Below are 16,473 nucleotides of genomic sequence, written 5' to 3'. Positions count from 1 at the left end.
GATGCGCTCGAATTTATCAGGCGTTGCGCTTGAACATGAACAGGAAGGCGCCCATCGCCATCAGCACGCCGCCGAAGACGCGGTTCTGCGCGCGCCGGGCACGCACGCTGCGGAGCACGCCTTGCAGCCGCGCGGCCAGCCAGGCGTAGCCGTGCATCACGGTCACGTCGACCATCACCGTCGTGAGCAGCAGCACCAGCAGTTGCAGCCATAACGGCCGCGTCGGCTGGATGAACTGAGGCAGCACGGCGGCCATGAAGACGATGCCCTTGGGATTGGTCACGTTGGTCAGGAAGCCGCGCAGCACGCGCTGCCCTGCCGAGAGCTCGGGTTCGCGAACGGAATCCGGCGCACCGCCATCCGCCTTGGCGACAGCCGACACGGGCGCCCGCCATTGGCGCCAGCCCAGCCACAGCAGGTAGCACGCGCCCACCACCTTGATCACCGTGAACGCGGTCGCCGAGGCGGTGAGCACCGCGCCCACGCCGAGGCCCGCCACCAGCAGGATCACGGCCAGCCCCAGCTGCAGGCCGATGATGGTCGCCGTGGTGCGACGCACGCCGTAGCTGAGCCCATGGCTCATGCTGAGGACCGCGCCCGAACCGGGCGAAACCGCGATGACGCAACTGGCCACCAGAAATGCGAGCCAGACATGCAGGTCCATGAGAACTCCTTTGCGTGCGGGGCTCAGCCGGCCCGCTTGGTGCGGATGGCCTTCGACGCCCGCGAATTCGGCTCGCGCCCGAGCGCCTCGCTGATGTACACGCCCGCGTCGATCAGCTTGTCCAGGTCGATGCCGGTCTCGATGCCCATGCCATGCAGCATGTACACCACGTCTTCGGTCGCCACGTTGCCGGTCGCGCCCTTGGCGTAGGGGCAGCCGCCCAGCCCGGCGGAGGACGACTGGAAGTTCCAGACCCCCAGCTCCAGCGAGGCCAGCGTGTTGACCAGCGCCTGGCCGTAGGTGTCGTGGAAGTGGCCCGAGATGTCGTCCACGCCGAAGTGCGCCAGCGTGGCCTCGATGGCGGCCCGCACCTTGCGAGGCGTGCCCACGCCGATGGTGTCGGCCACGTCCACGCGCTGCACGCCGATGTCCTTCATCAACTTGGCCAGCATGCCCACACGCTCGGGCGCGACCTCGCCTTCGTACGGGCAGCCGACGGTGCACGACATGGCGCCGCGCACGCCGATGCCTTTTTCGCGCGCGGCGGCCACCACGGGCGCAAAGCGCTCGATGCTCTCGGCAATGGAGCAGTTGATGTTCTTCTGGCTGAAGGCCTCGCTCGCGGCGCCGAACACCACGATCTCGTCGGGCCACTCTTCGCGCGGCGCGGCAATGGCGGCCTCGAAGCCCTTCATGTTGGGCGTGAGCACCGAGTAGCGCACGCCGGGCTTGCGCTTGATGCCGTGCATCACCTCGGCGTTGTCGCCCATCTGCGGCACCCACTTGGGGCTGACGAAGCTGGTGACCTCGATCTCGTTCACGCCTGCGTCCTGGAGGCGATGCACCAGCCCGATCTTGACGTCAGCCGGGACGGGTTGCTTCTCGTTCTGCAGTCCGTCGCGCGGACCGACGTCGACGATCTTGACCTTGGCGGGGAGTTTCATGGCGTGTCTCTGGAATTCGCAGGAATAGGAAAAATGGCCGTCCGCCGATTGTCGGCCACCTGCATCCGGCGTGCTTGGCCGGGGCTGCCGCGCGGGGTTGCAATGCCCGCCGCTGGCGTTGCAAATCGTGCCAGCGCAGCAACATCGCTCAATACGACTTGGGCAATCCGAGCGCTTTTTCCGCAATGAAGTTCAGGATCATCTGCGGGCTCACGGGCGCAATGCGCGGGATGTAGCTCTCACGCAGCAGGCGCTCCACGTGGTATTCCTTCGCGTAGCCCATGCCGCCGAGCGTGAGCACCGCGTTCTGGCAGGCGTCGTGCGCGGCCTCCGCCGCCAGGTACTTGGCCGCGTTGGCCTCGGTGCCGCAGGGCTCGCCCGCGTCGTACAGCGTGGCGGCCTTGAACACCATCAGGTCGGCCGCCTCGAGGTTGGCCCAGGCGCGCGCAAGCGGATGCGCCACGCCCTGGTTCTGGCCGATAGGCCGGCCGAAAACGATGCGCTCCTGCGCGTACTGCGAGGCAATGCGCAATGCGGCCCGGCCGATGCCGATGGCTTCGGCCGCGATCAATATGCGCTCGGGATTGAGCCCGTGCAGGATGTACTCGAAGCCGCGGCCTTCTTCGCCGATGCGGTCTTCCTCGGGCACCTGGAGCCCGTCGATGAAGAGCATGTTCGAATCGACCGCCGCGCGTCCGAGCTTGTGGATCTCGCGCACCTCGACCTTGCTACGGTCCAGCGGCGTGTAGAACAGCGTGAGGCCCTGCGTGGGCTTTTTCACCTGATCAATCGGCGTGGTGCGCGTGAGGATCAGCATGCGATCGGCCACCTGCGCGGTCGATATCCAGATCTTGCGGCCGTGCAGCAGGTAGCTGCCGTTCGGCTGGCGCACCGCCTGCGTCTTGAGGCTCGTGGTGTCGAGCCCCGCATCGGGCTCGGTCACCGCGAAGCAGGCCTTCTCGGTGCCGGCGATCAGCGGCGGCAAAAACCGTTGGCGCTGCGCCTCGCTGCCGAACACCACCACCGGGTTGAGCCCGAAGATGTTCATGTGCACCGCTGACGCGCCCGACATGCCCGCACCCGATGCGCTGATGGCGCGCATCATCAGCGCCGCTTCGGTAATGCCCAGGCCCGCACCGCCCTGCGCCTCGGGCATTGCAATGCCGAGCCAGCCGCTATCGGCCACGGCGCGGTGGAACTCGTGCGGAAACGCGGCGCGGTCGTCGTGGTCGCGCCAGTAGTCGGCAGGAAAGTCTTCGCAGAGGCGCTCGATGGCCGCCACCAGCGAGCGCTGGTCTTCGTTCAGGGAAAATTTCATTCGCTGTCCTTCGTGGGTTCCGGCTGCAGCGTCACGCCGCGCGCGAGCATCCGGTCGATCTCTTCGCTTGCATAGCCCGCTTCGCGCAGCAGCTCGACACTCTGTTCGCCGATGCGCGGCGCGGGCCGGCGAATGGCCGCGGGCGTGGCGCTGTAGCGGCCGACCGGCGCGAGCGTGCGGATGCGGCCCTCGCTCGGGTGGCCGAGTTCGGGAAAGAAACCGACCGCGCGCAGGTGCGGGTCGTCGAGCAGGCTCTCGGTGCTGTGCAGGCGCGCGACCGGGATGTCGGCTGCTTCGAGCACCGCCATCCATTCGTCGCTGCCGCGCGTGGCCATCACCTCGGCCACGAACGCGTACACCGCACCAATGTTCGCGGCGCGCGCCGTGTGCGTGCCGAACATCGGCGAGTCGCGCAGCTCGGGCCGGCCGATCACGTCGAAGAAGGCCTGCCAGTGCTTGTCGTTGTAGATCAGCACACTCAGGTAGCCGTCTGCCGTGGCGTAGGGCTTGCGGTGCGGCGCGAGCAGGCGCGCATAGCCGGTGGGGCCGAGCGGCGGCTCGAAGCTGTGGCCACCCAGATGGTCGCCCATGACGAACTGCGAAAGCGCCTCGAACATCGGCACTTCCACCGCCTGGCCCTGGCCGGTGCGCTGCGCATGCAGCACGGCAGCCAGCAGCGCGATGGCGGCCTGCAGGCCCACGGCGCGGTCGGCCAGCGTGACCGGGGCATAGCGTGGTGCGCCGCCGCTTTGCTGCGCAAAGAGCGAAGCAACGCCGGCCGCGCCCTGGATCAGGTCGTCGTACGCGGGCTTGCCGGCATACGGGCCTTCTTCGCCATAGCCGAACGCGCCGAGGTAGACGATCTTCGGGTTGACCGCGGCCACCGCTTCGTAGCCGAGCCCGAGCCGCGCCATCGCCTGCGGCCGCGTGTTGTAGATGAGCGCATCGCAGCCGGCCGCGAGCCGCAGGCAGGCCTCGCGGCCCTCGGGCTGCTTGAGGTCGAGCACGATCGAGCGCTTGTTGCGGTTGAGGTGCAGCGCCATCGCGCCCATGCCGGCATTGCGCATCGGACCGACCGCGCGCAGGTTGTCGCCTGAAGGCGGCTCGACCTTGACGATGTCCGCGCCCAGGTCGCCGAGCGTCTGCGTGGCGTAGGGGCCCATCACCACCGCCGTGAGGTCGAGGATGCGGATGCCGTCGAGAGGTCCCGTAGTGTTCATGTCTTTGCTCCTTCCCCTTCCGGGGGAAGGTCGGGATGGGGGCAGGCAGAGCGCCCGATGGATACGCCGCGTGCCCCCACCCCCGCCCTCCCCCGGGAGGGGAGGGAGAAATTCAACAGCACGGTCATTCCGGTTGAATGCCCGCGGCCTGGATCAGCTTCTTCCACTTGCCCAGCTCCGCCACAGTGAACGCCCCCAACTCCTCCGGTGTGCTGCCGAACGCATCGAAGCCTAGCTTCGCGACGCGTTCCCGGAACACCGCACCGTTCGCCATTTCCGACAGCGCCTTGTTGAGCTTCAGCACAACGTCCCGCGGCGTTCCGGCCGGCGCGAACACGCCGTTCCACGAAGTGATGTCGAAGCCCTTGAGCTCCGGCGTGTCGGCCAGTGGCGGCAGCTCAGGAAAGAGCTTGGTGCGCTCCTGCGTGGTGACCGCAATCGCGCGCATCTTGCCGGCCTTGACAGTGGCGAGCCCCGCGGCCAGGTCGACCACCATCATCGACACCTGCCCGCCGATCAGGTCGGCGATGGCCGGCGGCGTGCTCTTGTAGGGCACGTGCAGCATCGGCACGCCGCTCATGCGCGACAGCGTGGCGCCGCTCACGATGCCGGTGCTGTTGCCGCTCGCATAAGTGAGCTTGCCCGGATGGGCCCGGCCCCATGCCAGCAGCTCGGCCACGCTCTTCACCGGCAGGTCGTTGTTCACCACCAGCATGAACGGCAGGTTGCCCATGCGGCTCACGGGCGCGAAGTCTTTCACGGGGTCGTAGGGCAGCGACTTCATCAGGCTCGGGTTGGCCGAGTGCGTGGTGTTGGTCGTCATGAAGAGCGTGTAGCCGTCGGGCGGCGCCTTGGCCACGAACTCGGCGGCAATCACGCCGTTGGCGCCCGCGCGGTTGTCGACGATGACCGAGGTCTTCAGCGCCTCGCCCAGCATCTGCGCGGTGATGCGCGCCACCGCATCGGTGCCGCTGCCGGCCGCAAAGGGCACGATGAGCTTGATGGGCTGCTTCGGATAGCCCTCTTGCGCAAAGGCCCACGGCGCCACGCCGGCAAGGCCCGCGGCGGCTCCGATGGAAATGAAACGGCGGCGGCTTGCCACCGCGACTGTTTCTGTCGCGTTCTTCGTCGTCTGCATGTTGTCTGTCTCCGGGGTTGTTGTCGGTCAGGGCCGGATCACGCGCTCCGGCAATTCCTCGTACGGCGGGCTGTAGATGACCAGCACGCGCACCGGCTCGTCGCTCACCACCGTGAAGGTGTGCATTGCGTCGGCCGGGAAAAAGCAGCTGTCGCCGGGGTGCAGCTCTTGCCGCTGGCCGCCCACTTCGGCCACCGCGCGGCCTTCGAGCATGTAGCAGACCTGCTCGATGCCGGGGTGGGCGTGGGGCAGCGCGCCCTTGCCCTTCCGGATATGCCCGACCAGCACCTCGAGCTGCTTCGCGCCGACGGTCTCGGGGCCGATGAGCCGCTTGTTCAGCGTGCCGGTGTGATTGGCCGGGTGGTAGCCGTCAATCTCGCTTTCGCGGACGAAGTAGCGTGGAGAGGTCATTTGTTTTTCAACCTTTGTGTTCGATGGCCAGGCAGGCCGAGCGCAGCATGGCGGCCACGTCGTCGATGCGGGGCTCCAGCCGGTAGCGCGGGCCCGCCACAGAGATGGCGTAGGCCTCGCCGCCGATGCGCAGCGGCCATGCAAGGCCGACCAGATCGGGAATGCTTTCGCCCAGGTTGCCGTACCAGCCGCGTGCGGGCGAGCGCTCGAGCTCTTGTTCGATGGCTTCGGCGGTGGTCAGCGTGGCATCGGTCAGCGGCTGCAGCCGGGTCGCTTCGAGCAGCTTGCGGCGCGCCTCGGGCGCGAGCGTGGACAGCAGCGCGCGGCCCATCGAGTTGGCATAGGCCGGGCGGGTTTCGCCCGACTCGGCGGAATAGCGAATGCTCTGCGGCGCGCTGAGCACCTCCAGGTAGACGACCGTGTTCGGGTCGCGGAACTTGCCGAACAGCACGGTTTCGCGCGCGCCGTCGCGCAGTTCTTCGAGCGCAGGCCGCACGCGGTCGAGCACCGGGTCGTGCGCCGCGATGATCTGCGCCATGGCGAGCAGCCGGCCGGTGGGGTAGTAGCCCTGGCGCCGCCCGGTTTCGTACATGTAGCCCTGCTCTTCGAGCGTGCGGATCAGCCCGAGGCAACTGGACACGGGCATTTCGAGCAGGCGCGCCATTTCGGACAGCGCCAGCGGCTGCTTCTCCCGGGCGAAGAGCTCGACGATCTCGATCACGCGAAAAGCAGTTTTCACAACCATGAAGGAATTTTCTCGTATGTGAAAAACAATCGCGTCGGGGTTTGCCCTGCCTGCCCCTCCTTTCGCCGGATTGCCGCCACTTCTGGCGGGCGGCGAACGCAGTCGGTCAGTAGCCCCGAACGGGATCGACCACGCCGCTGACCGGCAGGCCCTGCTCCATCGCGCGGATCTTTCCGGCGATCTGGGCGATGGATTCCTCACGCAGCGTGCGCGCCGAGCCATGCGGCGTCACCGTGATCTTCGGATGGCGCCAGAAGGCATGGTCGGCCGGCAGCGGCTCGACCTGGAACACATCGAGCGTGGCGCCCGCCAGCTGGCCCGCGTCGAGCATCGGGATCAGGTCGTCTTCGACCAGGTGCGCACCGCGCGCGATGCTGATGAGATAGCCGCCCGGCCGCAGCTTGCCGAGCGTGTTGCGGTTGAGAATGCCGCGCGTGGCATCGGTCAGCGGCAGCAGGTTGACCAGCACGCGCGTGGACGACAGGAACTCGTCGAACTGCGCCTCGCCGCTGAACACCTTCACGCCGTCGATGGCCTTGGGCGAACGGCTCCAGCCCAGCACCGGAAACTCGAACTGCGCCACGGCCTTGGCAACTCTTTCACCCAGCACACCCAGACCCATGATGCCGACCGGAAAGTCGCGCCGCAGCCGCGGCTTGCGGTAGCTCCAGCGCCCTTCGCGCGCATCGGCTTCGTAGACGTCGAATTCGCGGAAGTGCCGGATCAGCGTGTGGCACACGTACTCGGCCATCTGCACCGACATGCCGGCATCGTCGAGCCGCACGATGCGCGTCTGCGCCGGCACCTTCAGCTTGAGCAGCGCATCCACACCCGCGCCGATGTTGAAGAGGCCACGCAGCTGGGGTTGTTCGTCGAGCAGTTGCTGCGGCGGCGCCCACACCACGGCATGGTCGGCTTGGGCAGCACCCGGCTGCCAGGTCTCGATCTGCGCTTCAGGCAGCTCGGCCTTGAGGCCTTCGATCCACGGTTCGGGGCGGTTGTCGGTGAGGGAGACGATGATTTTCATGGCCCAATCTTAGAGGGGCCGTTAGAGGGGGCCGGCCCCTCGGCCGCATGCCGGCCCATACCAATGGCCGCTTGTGGCGCCCCTGGCCTTCTTCTATGCTGGTGCGCGACCACCGAAGACATCGAAACACCAGGAGACCGAAGCAATGATCAAAGTCAGCGTGATGTACCCCTACACAGAGGACGCCCGGTTCGACCACGCCTACTACCGCGACACGCACATGCCGCTTCTGAAGGCCCGCATGGGAGACGCCTGCAAGTCGTACACCATCGACAAGGGCCTGGCGGGCGGCGCACCCGGTACGCCGCCGGCCTATGTCGGCATGTGCCACGTGTTCTGCGAATCGACCGAAGCTTTCCAGGCGGCCTTCGGCCCGCACGCCAAGGAGATCCTCGGCGACATCAGGAACTATACGGATATCGCGCCTGTGATGCAGATCAGCGAAGTGGTGGTGGGCTGACTCAAGCCGCCGCCGCGGCCATTCGCAACAACTCGTCGCCTTCGGCCACCTGCTCGCCGGGCGAGAACATCAGTTCTTCCACGGTGCCGTCGGCCGGCGCGGCGATGGTGTGCTCCATCTTCATGGCTTCCATCACCGCGAGCGGCTGGCCGCGGCTGACCTTGTCGCCGGCCTTGACCGCGAACGACACGACCTTGCCGGGCATCGGCGCAGTGAGCCGGCCGCCTTCGGCATGGGTGTCGCCGGCATGGGCCAGCCGGTCGACGGCCGTGATCCTGGTCGCGCCCTTCGACGCGAACACATGGGCCGTGGCACCGTCCAGATGCACATCGAGCGTCTGCCGCGTGCCCGCGAACTCGACTTCGAACTCGCCCGTCGGGAACTGGCCCACGACCAGCGGGCCTTGCACGCCGCCGGCTTCGAGCCACAGGCTTCCGTCTCGCTTGTAGGTCAGCAAGGCGGTCTGCTCGGCACCGCGGAATTCGAAGTCGAAGTGGCGGCGGTACTCGCCCATCGCGCGCCAGCCGTCGCGACGCTCGAACGGGTCGGGGGTACCGGCCGGACGTTCGGTGATCAGCGTGCGGGTGATGGCGGCGGCAGCGGCCAGCGGCAGCCCCAGTGCCTCGCGGTCGAACAGCACGGTGCGCTCGCGCTCGATCAGCGCAGTGTCGAGGTTCGCCTTCGAGAACGATTCGGTCGCCAAGATGCCGCGCAGGAACTGCACGTTGGTCGAAACGCCGACGATCTGTACCTGCGCCAGCGCCGCATCGAGCCGCGCCAAAGCCTCGTCGCGCGTGCTGCCGTGCACGATGAGCTTGGCAATCATCGAGTCGTAGAACGGCGATATCTCGCCGCCCTCGCGCACGCCGTCGTCGATGCGCACGCGGCTGCGCTGGAAAGCCGTGGCCTGCGGCTTGCGGTACACGCGCAATGTGCCGGTGGCGGGCAGGAAGCTGTTGTCGGGGTTCTCGGCGCAGATGCGCGCCTCGATGGCATGGCCGTGAATCTGCAACTCCTGCTGCTTTGCGGGCAGCGGCTCGCCCGACGCCACGCGCAGTTGCCACTCCACCAGATCGAGGCTCGTGATGGCCTCGGTCACCGGGTGCTCCACCTGCAGGCGCGTGTTCATCTCCATGAAGAAGAAGTTCATCTCGCCGCCTTCGCGCTGCTCGACGATGAATTCGACGGTGCCAGCGCCTACGTAGCTGACGGCGCGCGCCGCAGCCACGGCGGCCTCGCCCATCTGCTTGCGCATGGCTTCAGTCATGCCGGGGGCGGGCGCTTCCTCGAGCACCTTCTGGTGCCGGCGCTGCACCGAGCAATCACGCTCGAACAGGTAGACGTAGTTGCCGTGGGTGTCGCCGAACACCTGAATCTCGATGTGGCGCGGGCGTTGCACGTACTTTTCGATCAGCACCGCATCGTCGCCGAAGCTGTTGATCGCCTCGCGCTGGCACGAAGCGAGCGCCGCCGCAAAGTCTTCCGCCTTGTCGACCGCGCGCATGCCCTTGCCGCCGCCGCCCGCGCTCGCCTTGATGAGCACCGGGTAGCCGATGCGGTCGGCCTCGCGCTGCAGCAGCGCCGGGTCCTGGTCGTGGCCGTGGTAGCCGGGCACCAGCGGCACGCCGGCTTTTTCCATCAGCTGCTTCGACTCGGCCTTCAGGCCCATCGCCTTGATCGCCGAGGGCGGCGGGCCGATGAAGACGAGCCCTGCGTCGGCGCAGGCCTGCGCGAATTCTTCGTTCTCGCTCAGGAAGCCGTAGCCCGGATGCACGGCTTCGGCGCCCGTGGCCTTGGCGGCTTCGAGGATCTTCTGCCAGCGCAGATAGCTGTCTTTCGGTGCACTGCCGCCCAGGTGCACGGACTCATCGCAGGCGCGTACGTGGTTGGCATGCGCGTCGGCGTCGGAGTACACGGCCACGGTGCGGATCGCCATGCGGCGGGCAGTCGCTGCAACACGGCAGGCAATCTCGCCTCGGTTGGCGATCAGGATCTTCTTAAACATTCGGAGTGTCTCCCGGAGGATTCTTTTTCAGTTGAAATGCAGGGACGACGCCCGGATCGGGTCGGCCGCTGAAGATGCGCGCAACGCGGCTGAACAGTGCCCTCAGAAAGCGCCAGCTCTTGCGGATGAGCCACGCGCTGAGCACAAGCACCAGCACGAAAAGCACCAGGAAGACCAGCGGATGCGCCACCGCCAGCCACAAGCCGGCGGGCACCATGCTGTCTTCGACCAGCGAAGCGCCTACGTTGGAGAACGGCTCGGGCGATGTATTGATGGCCGCGCGCGTGGTGGCCTTGGCGGCATGCGCGGTGGCCGCAAAGCCGCCGCCGAGCAGCGCCGCAACCACGGCCATCGCGCCATGGTCGGCGCCGAACACGCTGGCCGCGAGCGCCGCGCCGGCCGGAATGCGGATGGCGGTGTGCACCACGTCCCAGAGCGAATCGAGGCCGGGAATCTTGTCGGCGAAGAACTCGATGAACACCATGAAGCCGCTGGCCGCAATGACGACCGGATGCGCAAGCATCTGCAGTCCGCCGGGCAGAGGCACCCAGCCGAAGTAGCCGGCCAACCCCGTGAGCAGCACGACCAGGTACAGCCGCACGCCGCTGGCCCAGCCGACCGCAGCGGCCAGGGCAAGCAGTTGGGGCATGTCGAGCGCGTTCATGGCGTGCACTCAGCGGCCGAGCCAGGACGGCTTGCGCTTCTGCAGGAAGGCCTGCACGCCTTCGCGGCCTTCGTCGCTCGCGCGGATGTCGGCAATGCCCTCGACGGTCTTGGCAATCAGCGCATCGTCGATCTCGCGTCCGTCCACATCTGCGATCAACTGCTTGCAGGCGCGCACCGCGGCCGGGCTGGCACTGGTGAGCGCCTTCACCAGTTCATCGACCTTGGCATCGAGCGCGTCGGCGCCCGCGACCACTTCATGCACGAAGCCGATGCGGTGCGCCTCGGCGGCGGTGAAGCGCTCGGCCGTAAGAAAGTAGCGCTGCGATGCGCGTGTGCCCATGGCGCGCAGCACATAGGGGCTGATGGTTGCCGGCACAAGACCGATCTTCACTTCGCTCAGGCAGTACCAGGCTGTGTCGACGCTCACCGCCATGTCGCAGGCCGCCACCAGGCCCATGCCACCGGCGTACACATCGCCCTGCACGCGCGCAATGGTGGGCTTGGGACATTCGGCAATGGTGCGCAGCATGGTGGCCAGCTTGCCCGCGTCGGCGATGTTCTCGTCGCGGGTGTAGTCGGCCATGCGGCGCATCCAGTTGAGATTCGCTCCGGCGCAGAAGGCCGGGCCGTTCGCGCCGAGCACGATGGCCTTGACCTGCGGCTGGGCGCCTGCTTCGGTGAAGGCCTGGGTCAGCTCGGCGATGACGATGTCGTCGAAGGCATTGCGTGCGTCGGGCTGGTCCAGCCAGATGCGCGCTACTGTGTCCTGGACTTCCAGTTTCAGTTTGGTGAAGGTCATTTATGTGATCCGTGGCGTGGTGCGCGTTTTTTCCATGGCGTGTGCAAAGGCCACCGGGTACTCCTCTCCGCGAATGTCCCCCGGGGCTGCGCCCCTCCTCCTTTATTTCGCTGCGCAAGGCACCCCGCCAGCCCTCCTCCTTTATTTCGCTGCGCGGAGCACCCGATGCCCTGTGCACTTGGGCACGCTGCTGGTGTACAGCCGATCAACGACCGACGTTCATCACGCACACGTCGATGGGGTGCCTTGCGCAGCGAAATAAAGGAGGAGGGGGAGGAGGCCGCAGGCCGGGGGACATTCGCGGAGAAAGGTACCCCGTCGGCGGGTGCGCCCCCCGAAAGGCGACGCCGATATCCACCCGAAGCGAAAGAAAGCCGTGCCATGGCTACATCCGGAAAATGCCGAACTTCGGCTCCGGAATCGGAGCATTGCGCGCAGCAGCAAGACCCAGAGCCAGCACCCGCCGCGTATCCGCCGGATCGATGATGCCGTCGTCCCACAACCGCGCCGTCGCGTAATACGGGTGGCCCTGGTCTTCGTACTGCTGGCGGATCGGCGCCTTGAAGGCTTCTTCCTCGTCCTTGCTCCAGCTGCCGCCCTTCAACTCGATGCCGTCGCGCTTCACCGTGGCCAGCACGCTCGCGGCCTGCTCGCCGCCCATCACGCTGATGCGCGCGTTGGGCCACATCCAGAGAAAGCGCGGGCTGTAGGCGCGGCCGCACATGCCGTAGTTGCCGGCGCCAAAACTGCCGCCGATGATGATGGTGAACTTGGGCACATTGGCCGTGGCCACCGCAGTCACCATCTTGGCGCCATGGCGCGCAATGCCTTCGTTCTCGTATTTGCGGCCCACCATGAAGCCGGTGATGTTCTGCAAGAACACCAGTGGAATCTTGCGGTGGCAGCAGAGCTCGATGAAGTGCGCGCCCTTTTGCGCCGACTCGCTGAACAGGATGCCGTTGTTCGCGATGATGCCCACGGGCATGCCCTCGATCTCCGCAAAGCCGCAGACCAGCGTGGCGCCGAAGCGGGCCTTGAACTCGTGAAACTCGCTGCCGTCGACGATGCGCGCGATGATCTCGCGCACGTCGAAGGGCTTGCGTGTGTCGGTGGGGATCACGCCGTAGAGCTCTTCGCGCGGAAACGCGGGTTCGCGCACGGCGGCCTTGTCGGCGCCTTCAGCGGCGGTCTTCGCATTGAGGTTGGCCACCGCCGAGCGCGCAAGCGCCAGCGCGTGCAGGTCGTTCTGCGCCAGGTGGTCGACGACACCCGACAGCCGCGTGTGCACGTCGCCGCCGCCCAGGTCTTCGGCTGTGACGACCTCGCCCGTGGCCGCCTTCACGAGCGGCGGGCCGCCCAGGAAAATCGTGCCCTGGTTCTTCACGATGATCGATTCGTCGCTCATCGCCGGCACGTAGGCGCCGCCTGCCGTGCATGAGCCCATGACCACCGCAATCTGCGGAATGCCCTGGGCGCTCATGTTGGCCTGGTTGTAGAAGATGCGGCCGAAATGGTCACGGTCCGGAAACACCTCGTCCTGGTTCGGCAGGTTGGCGCCGCCCGAGTCGACCAGGTAGATGCAGGGCAGGCGGTTCTGCTCGGCGATTTCCTGCGCACGCAAGTGCTTCTTCACCGTCATCGGGTAGTAGGTGCCGCCCTTCACCGTGGCGTCGTTGCAGACGATCATGCAGTCGACACCGTTCACGCGGCCGATGCCAGCGATGAGGCCGGCGCCGGGTGCCGATTCGGCCCCCTTGGCGTCGAGGTACATCGCATGCGCGGCCAGCGGTGCAATTTCCAGGAACGGCGTGCCCGGGTCCAGCAGCTCGGCCACGCGGTCGCGCGGCAGAAGCTTGCCGCGCGCAGTGTGCTTGGCGCGCGCGGCCTCGCCGCCGCCCTGCTCTACCTTGGCGAACTGCGCGTGCAGGTCGTCGACCAGTGCGCGCATCGCCGCGGCGTTGGCCTGGAAGTCGGCGGAACGCGCATTCAGTTTGGTTTCGAGTTTGCTCATGCTGTCTTTTCTTGCGTAAGACCGAGCTGCTCGGTCATGGCTTCTCGGATCTTGAATTTCTGGATCTTGCCGGTCACCGTCATCGGAAACTCGGAGACGAACTGGATGTATTTCGGCACCTTGTAGTGCGCGATCTGCCCCTTGCAAAAATCGCGTATCTCGGCGTCGGTCGCGCTCTGGCCGGGCTTGACGATGATCCAGGCGCAAAGCTCTTCGCCGTACTTCTTGTCCGGCAGGCCGACCACCTGCACGTCCTGCACCTTGGGGTGGCGGTACAGAAACTCCTCGATCTCTCGCGGGTAGATGTTCTCGCCGCCGCGGATCACCAGGTCCTTGATGCGGCCGACAATGTTGACGTAGCCCTCGGTGTCCATGGTGGCCAGGTCGCCGGTGTGCATCCAGTGCTCGGCGTCGATGGCCTCGCGGGTCTTGGGCTCGTCTTCCCAGTAGCCGTGCATCACCGAGTAGCCGCGCGTGCAAAGCTCGCCCGATTGGCCGGTCGGCACGATGGCGCCGGTCTCGGGGTCGACGATCTTCACTTCGAGGTGCGGCTGCACGGTGCCCACGGTCGACACGCGCTTGTCCAGAGGCGTGTCGGTGCTGCTCTGGCAGCTCACCGGGCTGGTCTCGGTCATGCCGTAGGCAATGGTGATTTCGCTCAGGTGCATTTCGTTCACCACGCGCTTCATCACCTCGATGGGGCACGGCGAGCCGGCCATGATGCCGGTGCGCAGCGTGGAAAGGTCGAACTCCTTGAAGCGCGGATGGTCGAGCTCGGCAATGAACATCGTGGGCACGCCGTGCAGCCCGGTGCATTTCTCGGCCTGCACGGTCTCCAGCACCGTGAGCGGATCGAAGCCGTCGTTCGGATAGACGATGGCCGAGCCATGCGTGAGGCAGGCGAGGTTGCCGAGAACCATGCCAAAGCAGTGATACAGCGGCACCGGAATGCACAGCTTGTCGGCGGGCGAGAGCTTCATGCACTCGCCGATGAAGAAGCCGTTGTTCAGGATGTTGCGGTGCGTGAGCGTCGCGCCCTTCGGAAAGCCCGTGGTGCCGCTGGTGAACTGGATGTTGATCGGGTCGGCGGCCTTGAGCGTCTTCTGCACCTCTGCCACACGCGGGTCGGCTGCATTGCCGCTTGCAAGCAACTGGCTGAAGCGCCGCATGCCGGGCTCATCCACATCGGCGGCCGCGTTGCCGTCGATCCAAAACGTGTGCTGCAGCTGCGGCAGGCGCTTGGGGCCCAGTTCGCGCAGCATGCCGAGGTAGTCGCTGGTCTTGAACCGCGCCATCGTCACCAGTACCTTGCAGCCGACCTTGTTGAGCGCGTATTCGAGCTCTGAAGTGCGGTAGGCCGGGTTGATGTTGACGAGGATGAGGCCGGCCTTGGCGGTGGCGATCTGCATCAGCACCCAGGGCGCGTTGTTGTGCGACCAGATGCCGACGCGGTCGCCGGGTGCGAGGCCGAGGTTCAGCAGCGCGCTTGCCAGCTTGTTGGATTCAGCCTGCAGCTCGCGGTAGGTGAAGCGCTTGCCTTCGTGGCGGCTGATGAGGGCTTCACGGTCGGGTTGCCTGGCGACCATGTCGTCGAAGAAGTCGCCGATGGTTTGCTCGATGAGGGGGACGTCGGTGGCGCCCTTGCCGTAGCTTTCGGTCAACGCAGCAGTCATGCTCATGTCCTTCCTTGTCTCCGTCTGGTCTTGCTCCTTCCCCCTCTGGGGGAAGGTTGGGATGGGGGCGAGCGGCGCTTGTTCGGTGCAGTGCTTCATCGAACGCCGCTTGCCCCCACCCCTGCCCTCCCCCAGAGGGGGAGGGAGAAAAACATCCTAGGCGGTTTCCGCAAACAGCTCGCGCCCGATCAACATTCTTCGGATCTCGCTCGTCCCCGCGCCAATCTCATACAGCTTGGCATCGCGCCACAGCCGCTCGACCGGAAACTCCTTGGTGTACCCCACCCCACCCAGCGCCTGGATCGCCTCTCCGGCCATCCATGTCGCCTTCTCGGCCGAATAAAGAATGGCGCCGGCCGCGTCCTTGCGGAATGTGCGCGCATGGTCGTTGCGGTCGCAGGCCTTGCCCACGGCGTACACATAGGCGCGCGTGGCCTGCCACGTCGAATACATGTCCGCCAGCTTGCCCTGCATGAGCTGGAACTCGCCGATGCTCTGGCCGAACTGCTTGCGCTCGTGGATGAAAGGCAGCACCGCGTCCATGCATGCGGCCATGATGCCCAGCGGGCCGCCCGAGAGCACGGCGCGTTCGTAGTCGAGCCCGCTCATCAGCACCTTGGCGCCCATGCCTTCGCCGCCGAGCACGTTTTCTTCCGGCACTTCGCAGTTGTCGAAGAACAGCGGATAAGTATTGGAGCCGCGCATGCCGAGCTTGTCGAGCTTGCTGCCGGCCGAAAAGCCCTTGAAGCTTTTCTCGACGATGAAGGCCGTCATGCCGCGCGCCCCCATTTCGGGCTCGGTCTTGGCGTAGATGACCAGCGTGTCGGCGTCGCCGCCGTTGGTGATCCACATCTTGCCGCCGTTGAGCACGTAGTAGCCGTTCTTCTTCTCGGCCTTGAGCTTCATGCTCACCACGTCGGAGCCGGCGTTGGGCTCGCTCATGGCCAGCGCGCCCACATGCTCGCCGCTCACCAGCTTGGGCAGGTACTTTTTCTTTTGCGCGTCGCTGCCGTTGCGGTGGATCTGGTTCACGCACAGGTTGGAGTGCGCGCCGTAAGAAAGGCCCACCGAGGCCGAGGCGCGCGAGACTTCTTCCATGGCCACGATGTGCGCCAGGTAGCCCAGCTCGGTGCCGCCAAACTCTTCTTTCACCGTCATGCCGTGCAGGCCGAGCTCGCCGAGCTTCTGCCACAGGTCGTGCGGAAACAGGTTGTCGCGGTCGATGTCGGCGGCGCGCGGCGCGATTTCGTTCGCGGCAAAGTCCTGGATGGCGCTGCGCAGCGAGTCGATGTCCTCGCCCAGGTCGAAGTTCAGGCCGGGATCGTGCATGTGTGTTGTCTCCTCTGAGGGGGTCGGCGCGCAGAGCTACCCACGCGGATTGGCGCTTGGAAG

At 66.4% G+C, this 16,473-nt stretch carries 15 protein-coding genes; 1 reads left to right on the top strand and 14 read right to left on the bottom strand.

The features are described 5' to 3' along the window. Positions 1-16 precede the first annotated feature (16 nt). The 8 genes from rhtB to QHG62_RS24290 all read right to left on the bottom strand — a co-directional run bounded on the left by rhtB (position 17) and on the right by QHG62_RS24290 (position 7,467). Positions 17-664, bottom strand: a complete 648-nt coding sequence (rhtB, locus tag QHG62_RS24325; protein WP_281148180.1) for a homoserine/homoserine lactone efflux protein — start codon at positions 662-664, stop codon at positions 17-19. A gap of 23 nt (positions 665-687) precedes the next feature. Then, a complete protein-coding gene (locus QHG62_RS24320) occupies positions 688-1,608 on the bottom strand; it encodes a hydroxymethylglutaryl-CoA lyase (RefSeq protein WP_281148179.1) in 921 nt (306 codons plus the stop codon). A 148-nt stretch (positions 1,609-1,756) separates the two neighbouring features. Continuing rightward, positions 1,757-2,926 (bottom strand): acyl-CoA dehydrogenase family protein, encoded by a 1,170-nt coding sequence (locus tag QHG62_RS24315; RefSeq protein ID WP_281148178.1) that lies wholly within the window; start codon positions 2,924-2,926, stop codon positions 1,757-1,759. Then, positions 2,923-4,146: a CaiB/BaiF CoA transferase family protein gene (locus QHG62_RS24310; protein WP_281148177.1), complete on the bottom strand. Its 1,224-nt coding sequence runs from the start codon at positions 4,144-4,146 to the stop codon at positions 2,923-2,925. The genes QHG62_RS24315 and QHG62_RS24310 overlap by 4 nt, the downstream gene beginning before the upstream one ends. A 124-nt stretch (positions 4,147-4,270) precedes the next feature. Next, positions 4,271-5,284, bottom strand: coding sequence for a Bug family tripartite tricarboxylate transporter substrate binding protein (locus QHG62_RS24305; protein WP_281148176.1), 1,014 nt, complete (start codon positions 5,282-5,284; stop codon positions 4,271-4,273). 27 nt (positions 5,285-5,311) lie between these two features. Next, positions 5,312-5,695 carry a cupin domain-containing protein gene (locus tag QHG62_RS24300; protein ID WP_281148175.1) on the bottom strand — a complete coding sequence of 128 codons (384 nt, stop codon included), beginning with the start codon at positions 5,693-5,695 and terminating at the stop codon, positions 5,312-5,314. 7 nt (positions 5,696-5,702) lie between these two features. After that, positions 5,703-6,440, bottom strand: a complete 738-nt coding sequence (locus QHG62_RS24295) for an IclR family transcriptional regulator (protein ID WP_281148174.1) — start codon at positions 6,438-6,440, stop codon at positions 5,703-5,705. Between the two features lie 106 nt (positions 6,441-6,546). Then, entirely contained in the window at positions 6,547-7,467 is a 921-nt protein-coding gene (locus tag QHG62_RS24290) for a 2-hydroxyacid dehydrogenase (RefSeq protein ID WP_258502482.1), read from the bottom strand. A 145-nt stretch (positions 7,468-7,612) separates the two neighbouring features. Here QHG62_RS24290 and QHG62_RS24285 point away from each other — a divergent pair, with 145 nt between their 5' ends. Next, the gene (locus tag QHG62_RS24285; RefSeq protein ID WP_281148173.1) at positions 7,613-7,927 is read left to right on the top strand and encodes an EthD family reductase; all 315 of its coding nucleotides are present in this window, start codon (positions 7,613-7,615) and stop codon (positions 7,925-7,927) included. Position 7,928: 1 nt separating this feature from the next. Here QHG62_RS24285 and QHG62_RS24280 read toward each other — a convergent pair whose 3' ends face one another. The 6 genes from QHG62_RS24280 to QHG62_RS24255 all read right to left on the bottom strand — a co-directional run bounded on the left by QHG62_RS24280 (position 7,929) and on the right by QHG62_RS24255 (position 16,410). Beyond that, entirely contained in the window at positions 7,929-9,932 is a 2,004-nt protein-coding gene (locus tag QHG62_RS24280; RefSeq protein WP_281148172.1) for an acetyl-CoA carboxylase biotin carboxylase subunit, read from the bottom strand. Then, positions 9,925-10,596, bottom strand: coding sequence for a DUF4126 domain-containing protein (locus QHG62_RS24275; protein ID WP_281148171.1), 672 nt, complete (start codon positions 10,594-10,596; stop codon positions 9,925-9,927). Before QHG62_RS24275 ends, QHG62_RS24280 begins: the two co-directional genes overlap by 8 nt. A gap of 9 nt (positions 10,597-10,605) precedes the next feature. Continuing rightward, positions 10,606-11,397 carry an enoyl-CoA hydratase/isomerase family protein gene (locus tag QHG62_RS24270; protein WP_281148170.1) on the bottom strand — a complete coding sequence of 264 codons (792 nt, stop codon included), beginning with the start codon at positions 11,395-11,397 and terminating at the stop codon, positions 10,606-10,608. A 385-nt stretch (positions 11,398-11,782) separates the two neighbouring features. Then, positions 11,783-13,408 (bottom strand): carboxyl transferase domain-containing protein, encoded by a 1,626-nt coding sequence (locus QHG62_RS24265; RefSeq protein WP_281148169.1) that lies wholly within the window; start codon positions 13,406-13,408, stop codon positions 11,783-11,785. Further along, on the bottom strand, positions 13,405-15,087 hold the full coding sequence (locus QHG62_RS24260; protein ID WP_281148168.1) for an AMP-binding protein: 1,683 nt from the start codon (positions 15,085-15,087) through the stop codon (positions 13,405-13,407). Before QHG62_RS24260 ends, QHG62_RS24265 begins: the two co-directional genes overlap by 4 nt. 150 nt (positions 15,088-15,237) lie before the next feature. Then, positions 15,238-16,410 (bottom strand): isovaleryl-CoA dehydrogenase, encoded by a 1,173-nt coding sequence (locus QHG62_RS24255; protein ID WP_157616060.1) that lies wholly within the window; start codon positions 16,408-16,410, stop codon positions 15,238-15,240. Positions 16,411-16,473 lie beyond the last annotated feature (63 nt).

It is taken from the genome of Variovorax paradoxus (genome assembly GCF_029919115.1).
Taxonomy (GTDB): Bacteria; Pseudomonadota; Gammaproteobacteria; order Burkholderiales; family Burkholderiaceae_C; genus Variovorax; species Variovorax paradoxus_O.
This window is presented reverse-complemented; position numbering and strand designations above follow the sequence as displayed.

What these genes read in the sequence shown, in the direction of transcription:
- QHG62_RS24275 (WP_281148171.1), bottom strand. Translation starts at nt 10,596, where the DNA reads ATGAACGCGCTCGACATGCCCCAACTGCTTGCCCTGGCCGCTGCGGTC.
- QHG62_RS24305 (WP_281148176.1), bottom strand. Translation starts at nt 5,284, where the DNA reads ATGCAGACGACGAAGAACGCGACAGAAACAGTCGCGGTGGCAAGCCGC.
- QHG62_RS24290 (WP_258502482.1), bottom strand. Translation starts at nt 7,467, where the DNA reads ATGAAAATCATCGTCTCCCTCACCGACAACCGCCCCGAACCGTGGATC.
- QHG62_RS24300 (WP_281148175.1), bottom strand. Translation starts at nt 5,695, where the DNA reads ATGACCTCTCCACGCTACTTCGTCCGCGAAAGCGAGATTGACGGCTAC.
- rhtB (WP_281148180.1), bottom strand. Translation starts at nt 664, where the DNA reads ATGGACCTGCATGTCTGGCTCGCATTTCTGGTGGCCAGTTGCGTCATC.
- QHG62_RS24315 (WP_281148178.1), bottom strand. Translation starts at nt 2,926, where the DNA reads ATGAAATTTTCCCTGAACGAAGACCAGCGCTCGCTGGTGGCGGCCATC.
- QHG62_RS24295 (WP_281148174.1), bottom strand. Translation starts at nt 6,440, where the DNA reads ATGGTTGTGAAAACTGCTTTTCGCGTGATCGAGATCGTCGAGCTCTTC.
- QHG62_RS24310 (WP_281148177.1), bottom strand. Translation starts at nt 4,146, where the DNA reads ATGAACACTACGGGACCTCTCGACGGCATCCGCATCCTCGACCTCACG.
- QHG62_RS24285 (WP_281148173.1), top strand. Translation starts at nt 7,613, where the DNA reads ATGATCAAAGTCAGCGTGATGTACCCCTACACAGAGGACGCCCGGTTC.
- QHG62_RS24270 (WP_281148170.1), bottom strand. Translation starts at nt 11,397, where the DNA reads ATGACCTTCACCAAACTGAAACTGGAAGTCCAGGACACAGTAGCGCGC.
- QHG62_RS24255 (WP_157616060.1), bottom strand. Translation starts at nt 16,410, where the DNA reads ATGCACGATCCCGGCCTGAACTTCGACCTGGGCGAGGACATCGACTCG.
- QHG62_RS24320 (WP_281148179.1), bottom strand. Translation starts at nt 1,608, where the DNA reads ATGAAACTCCCCGCCAAGGTCAAGATCGTCGACGTCGGTCCGCGCGAC.
- QHG62_RS24280 (WP_281148172.1), bottom strand. Translation starts at nt 9,932, where the DNA reads ATGTTTAAGAAGATCCTGATCGCCAACCGAGGCGAGATTGCCTGCCGT.
- QHG62_RS24260 (WP_281148168.1), bottom strand. Translation starts at nt 15,087, where the DNA reads ATGAGCATGACTGCTGCGTTGACCGAAAGCTACGGCAAGGGCGCCACC.
- QHG62_RS24265 (WP_281148169.1), bottom strand. Translation starts at nt 13,408, where the DNA reads ATGAGCAAACTCGAAACCAAACTGAATGCGCGTTCCGCCGACTTCCAG.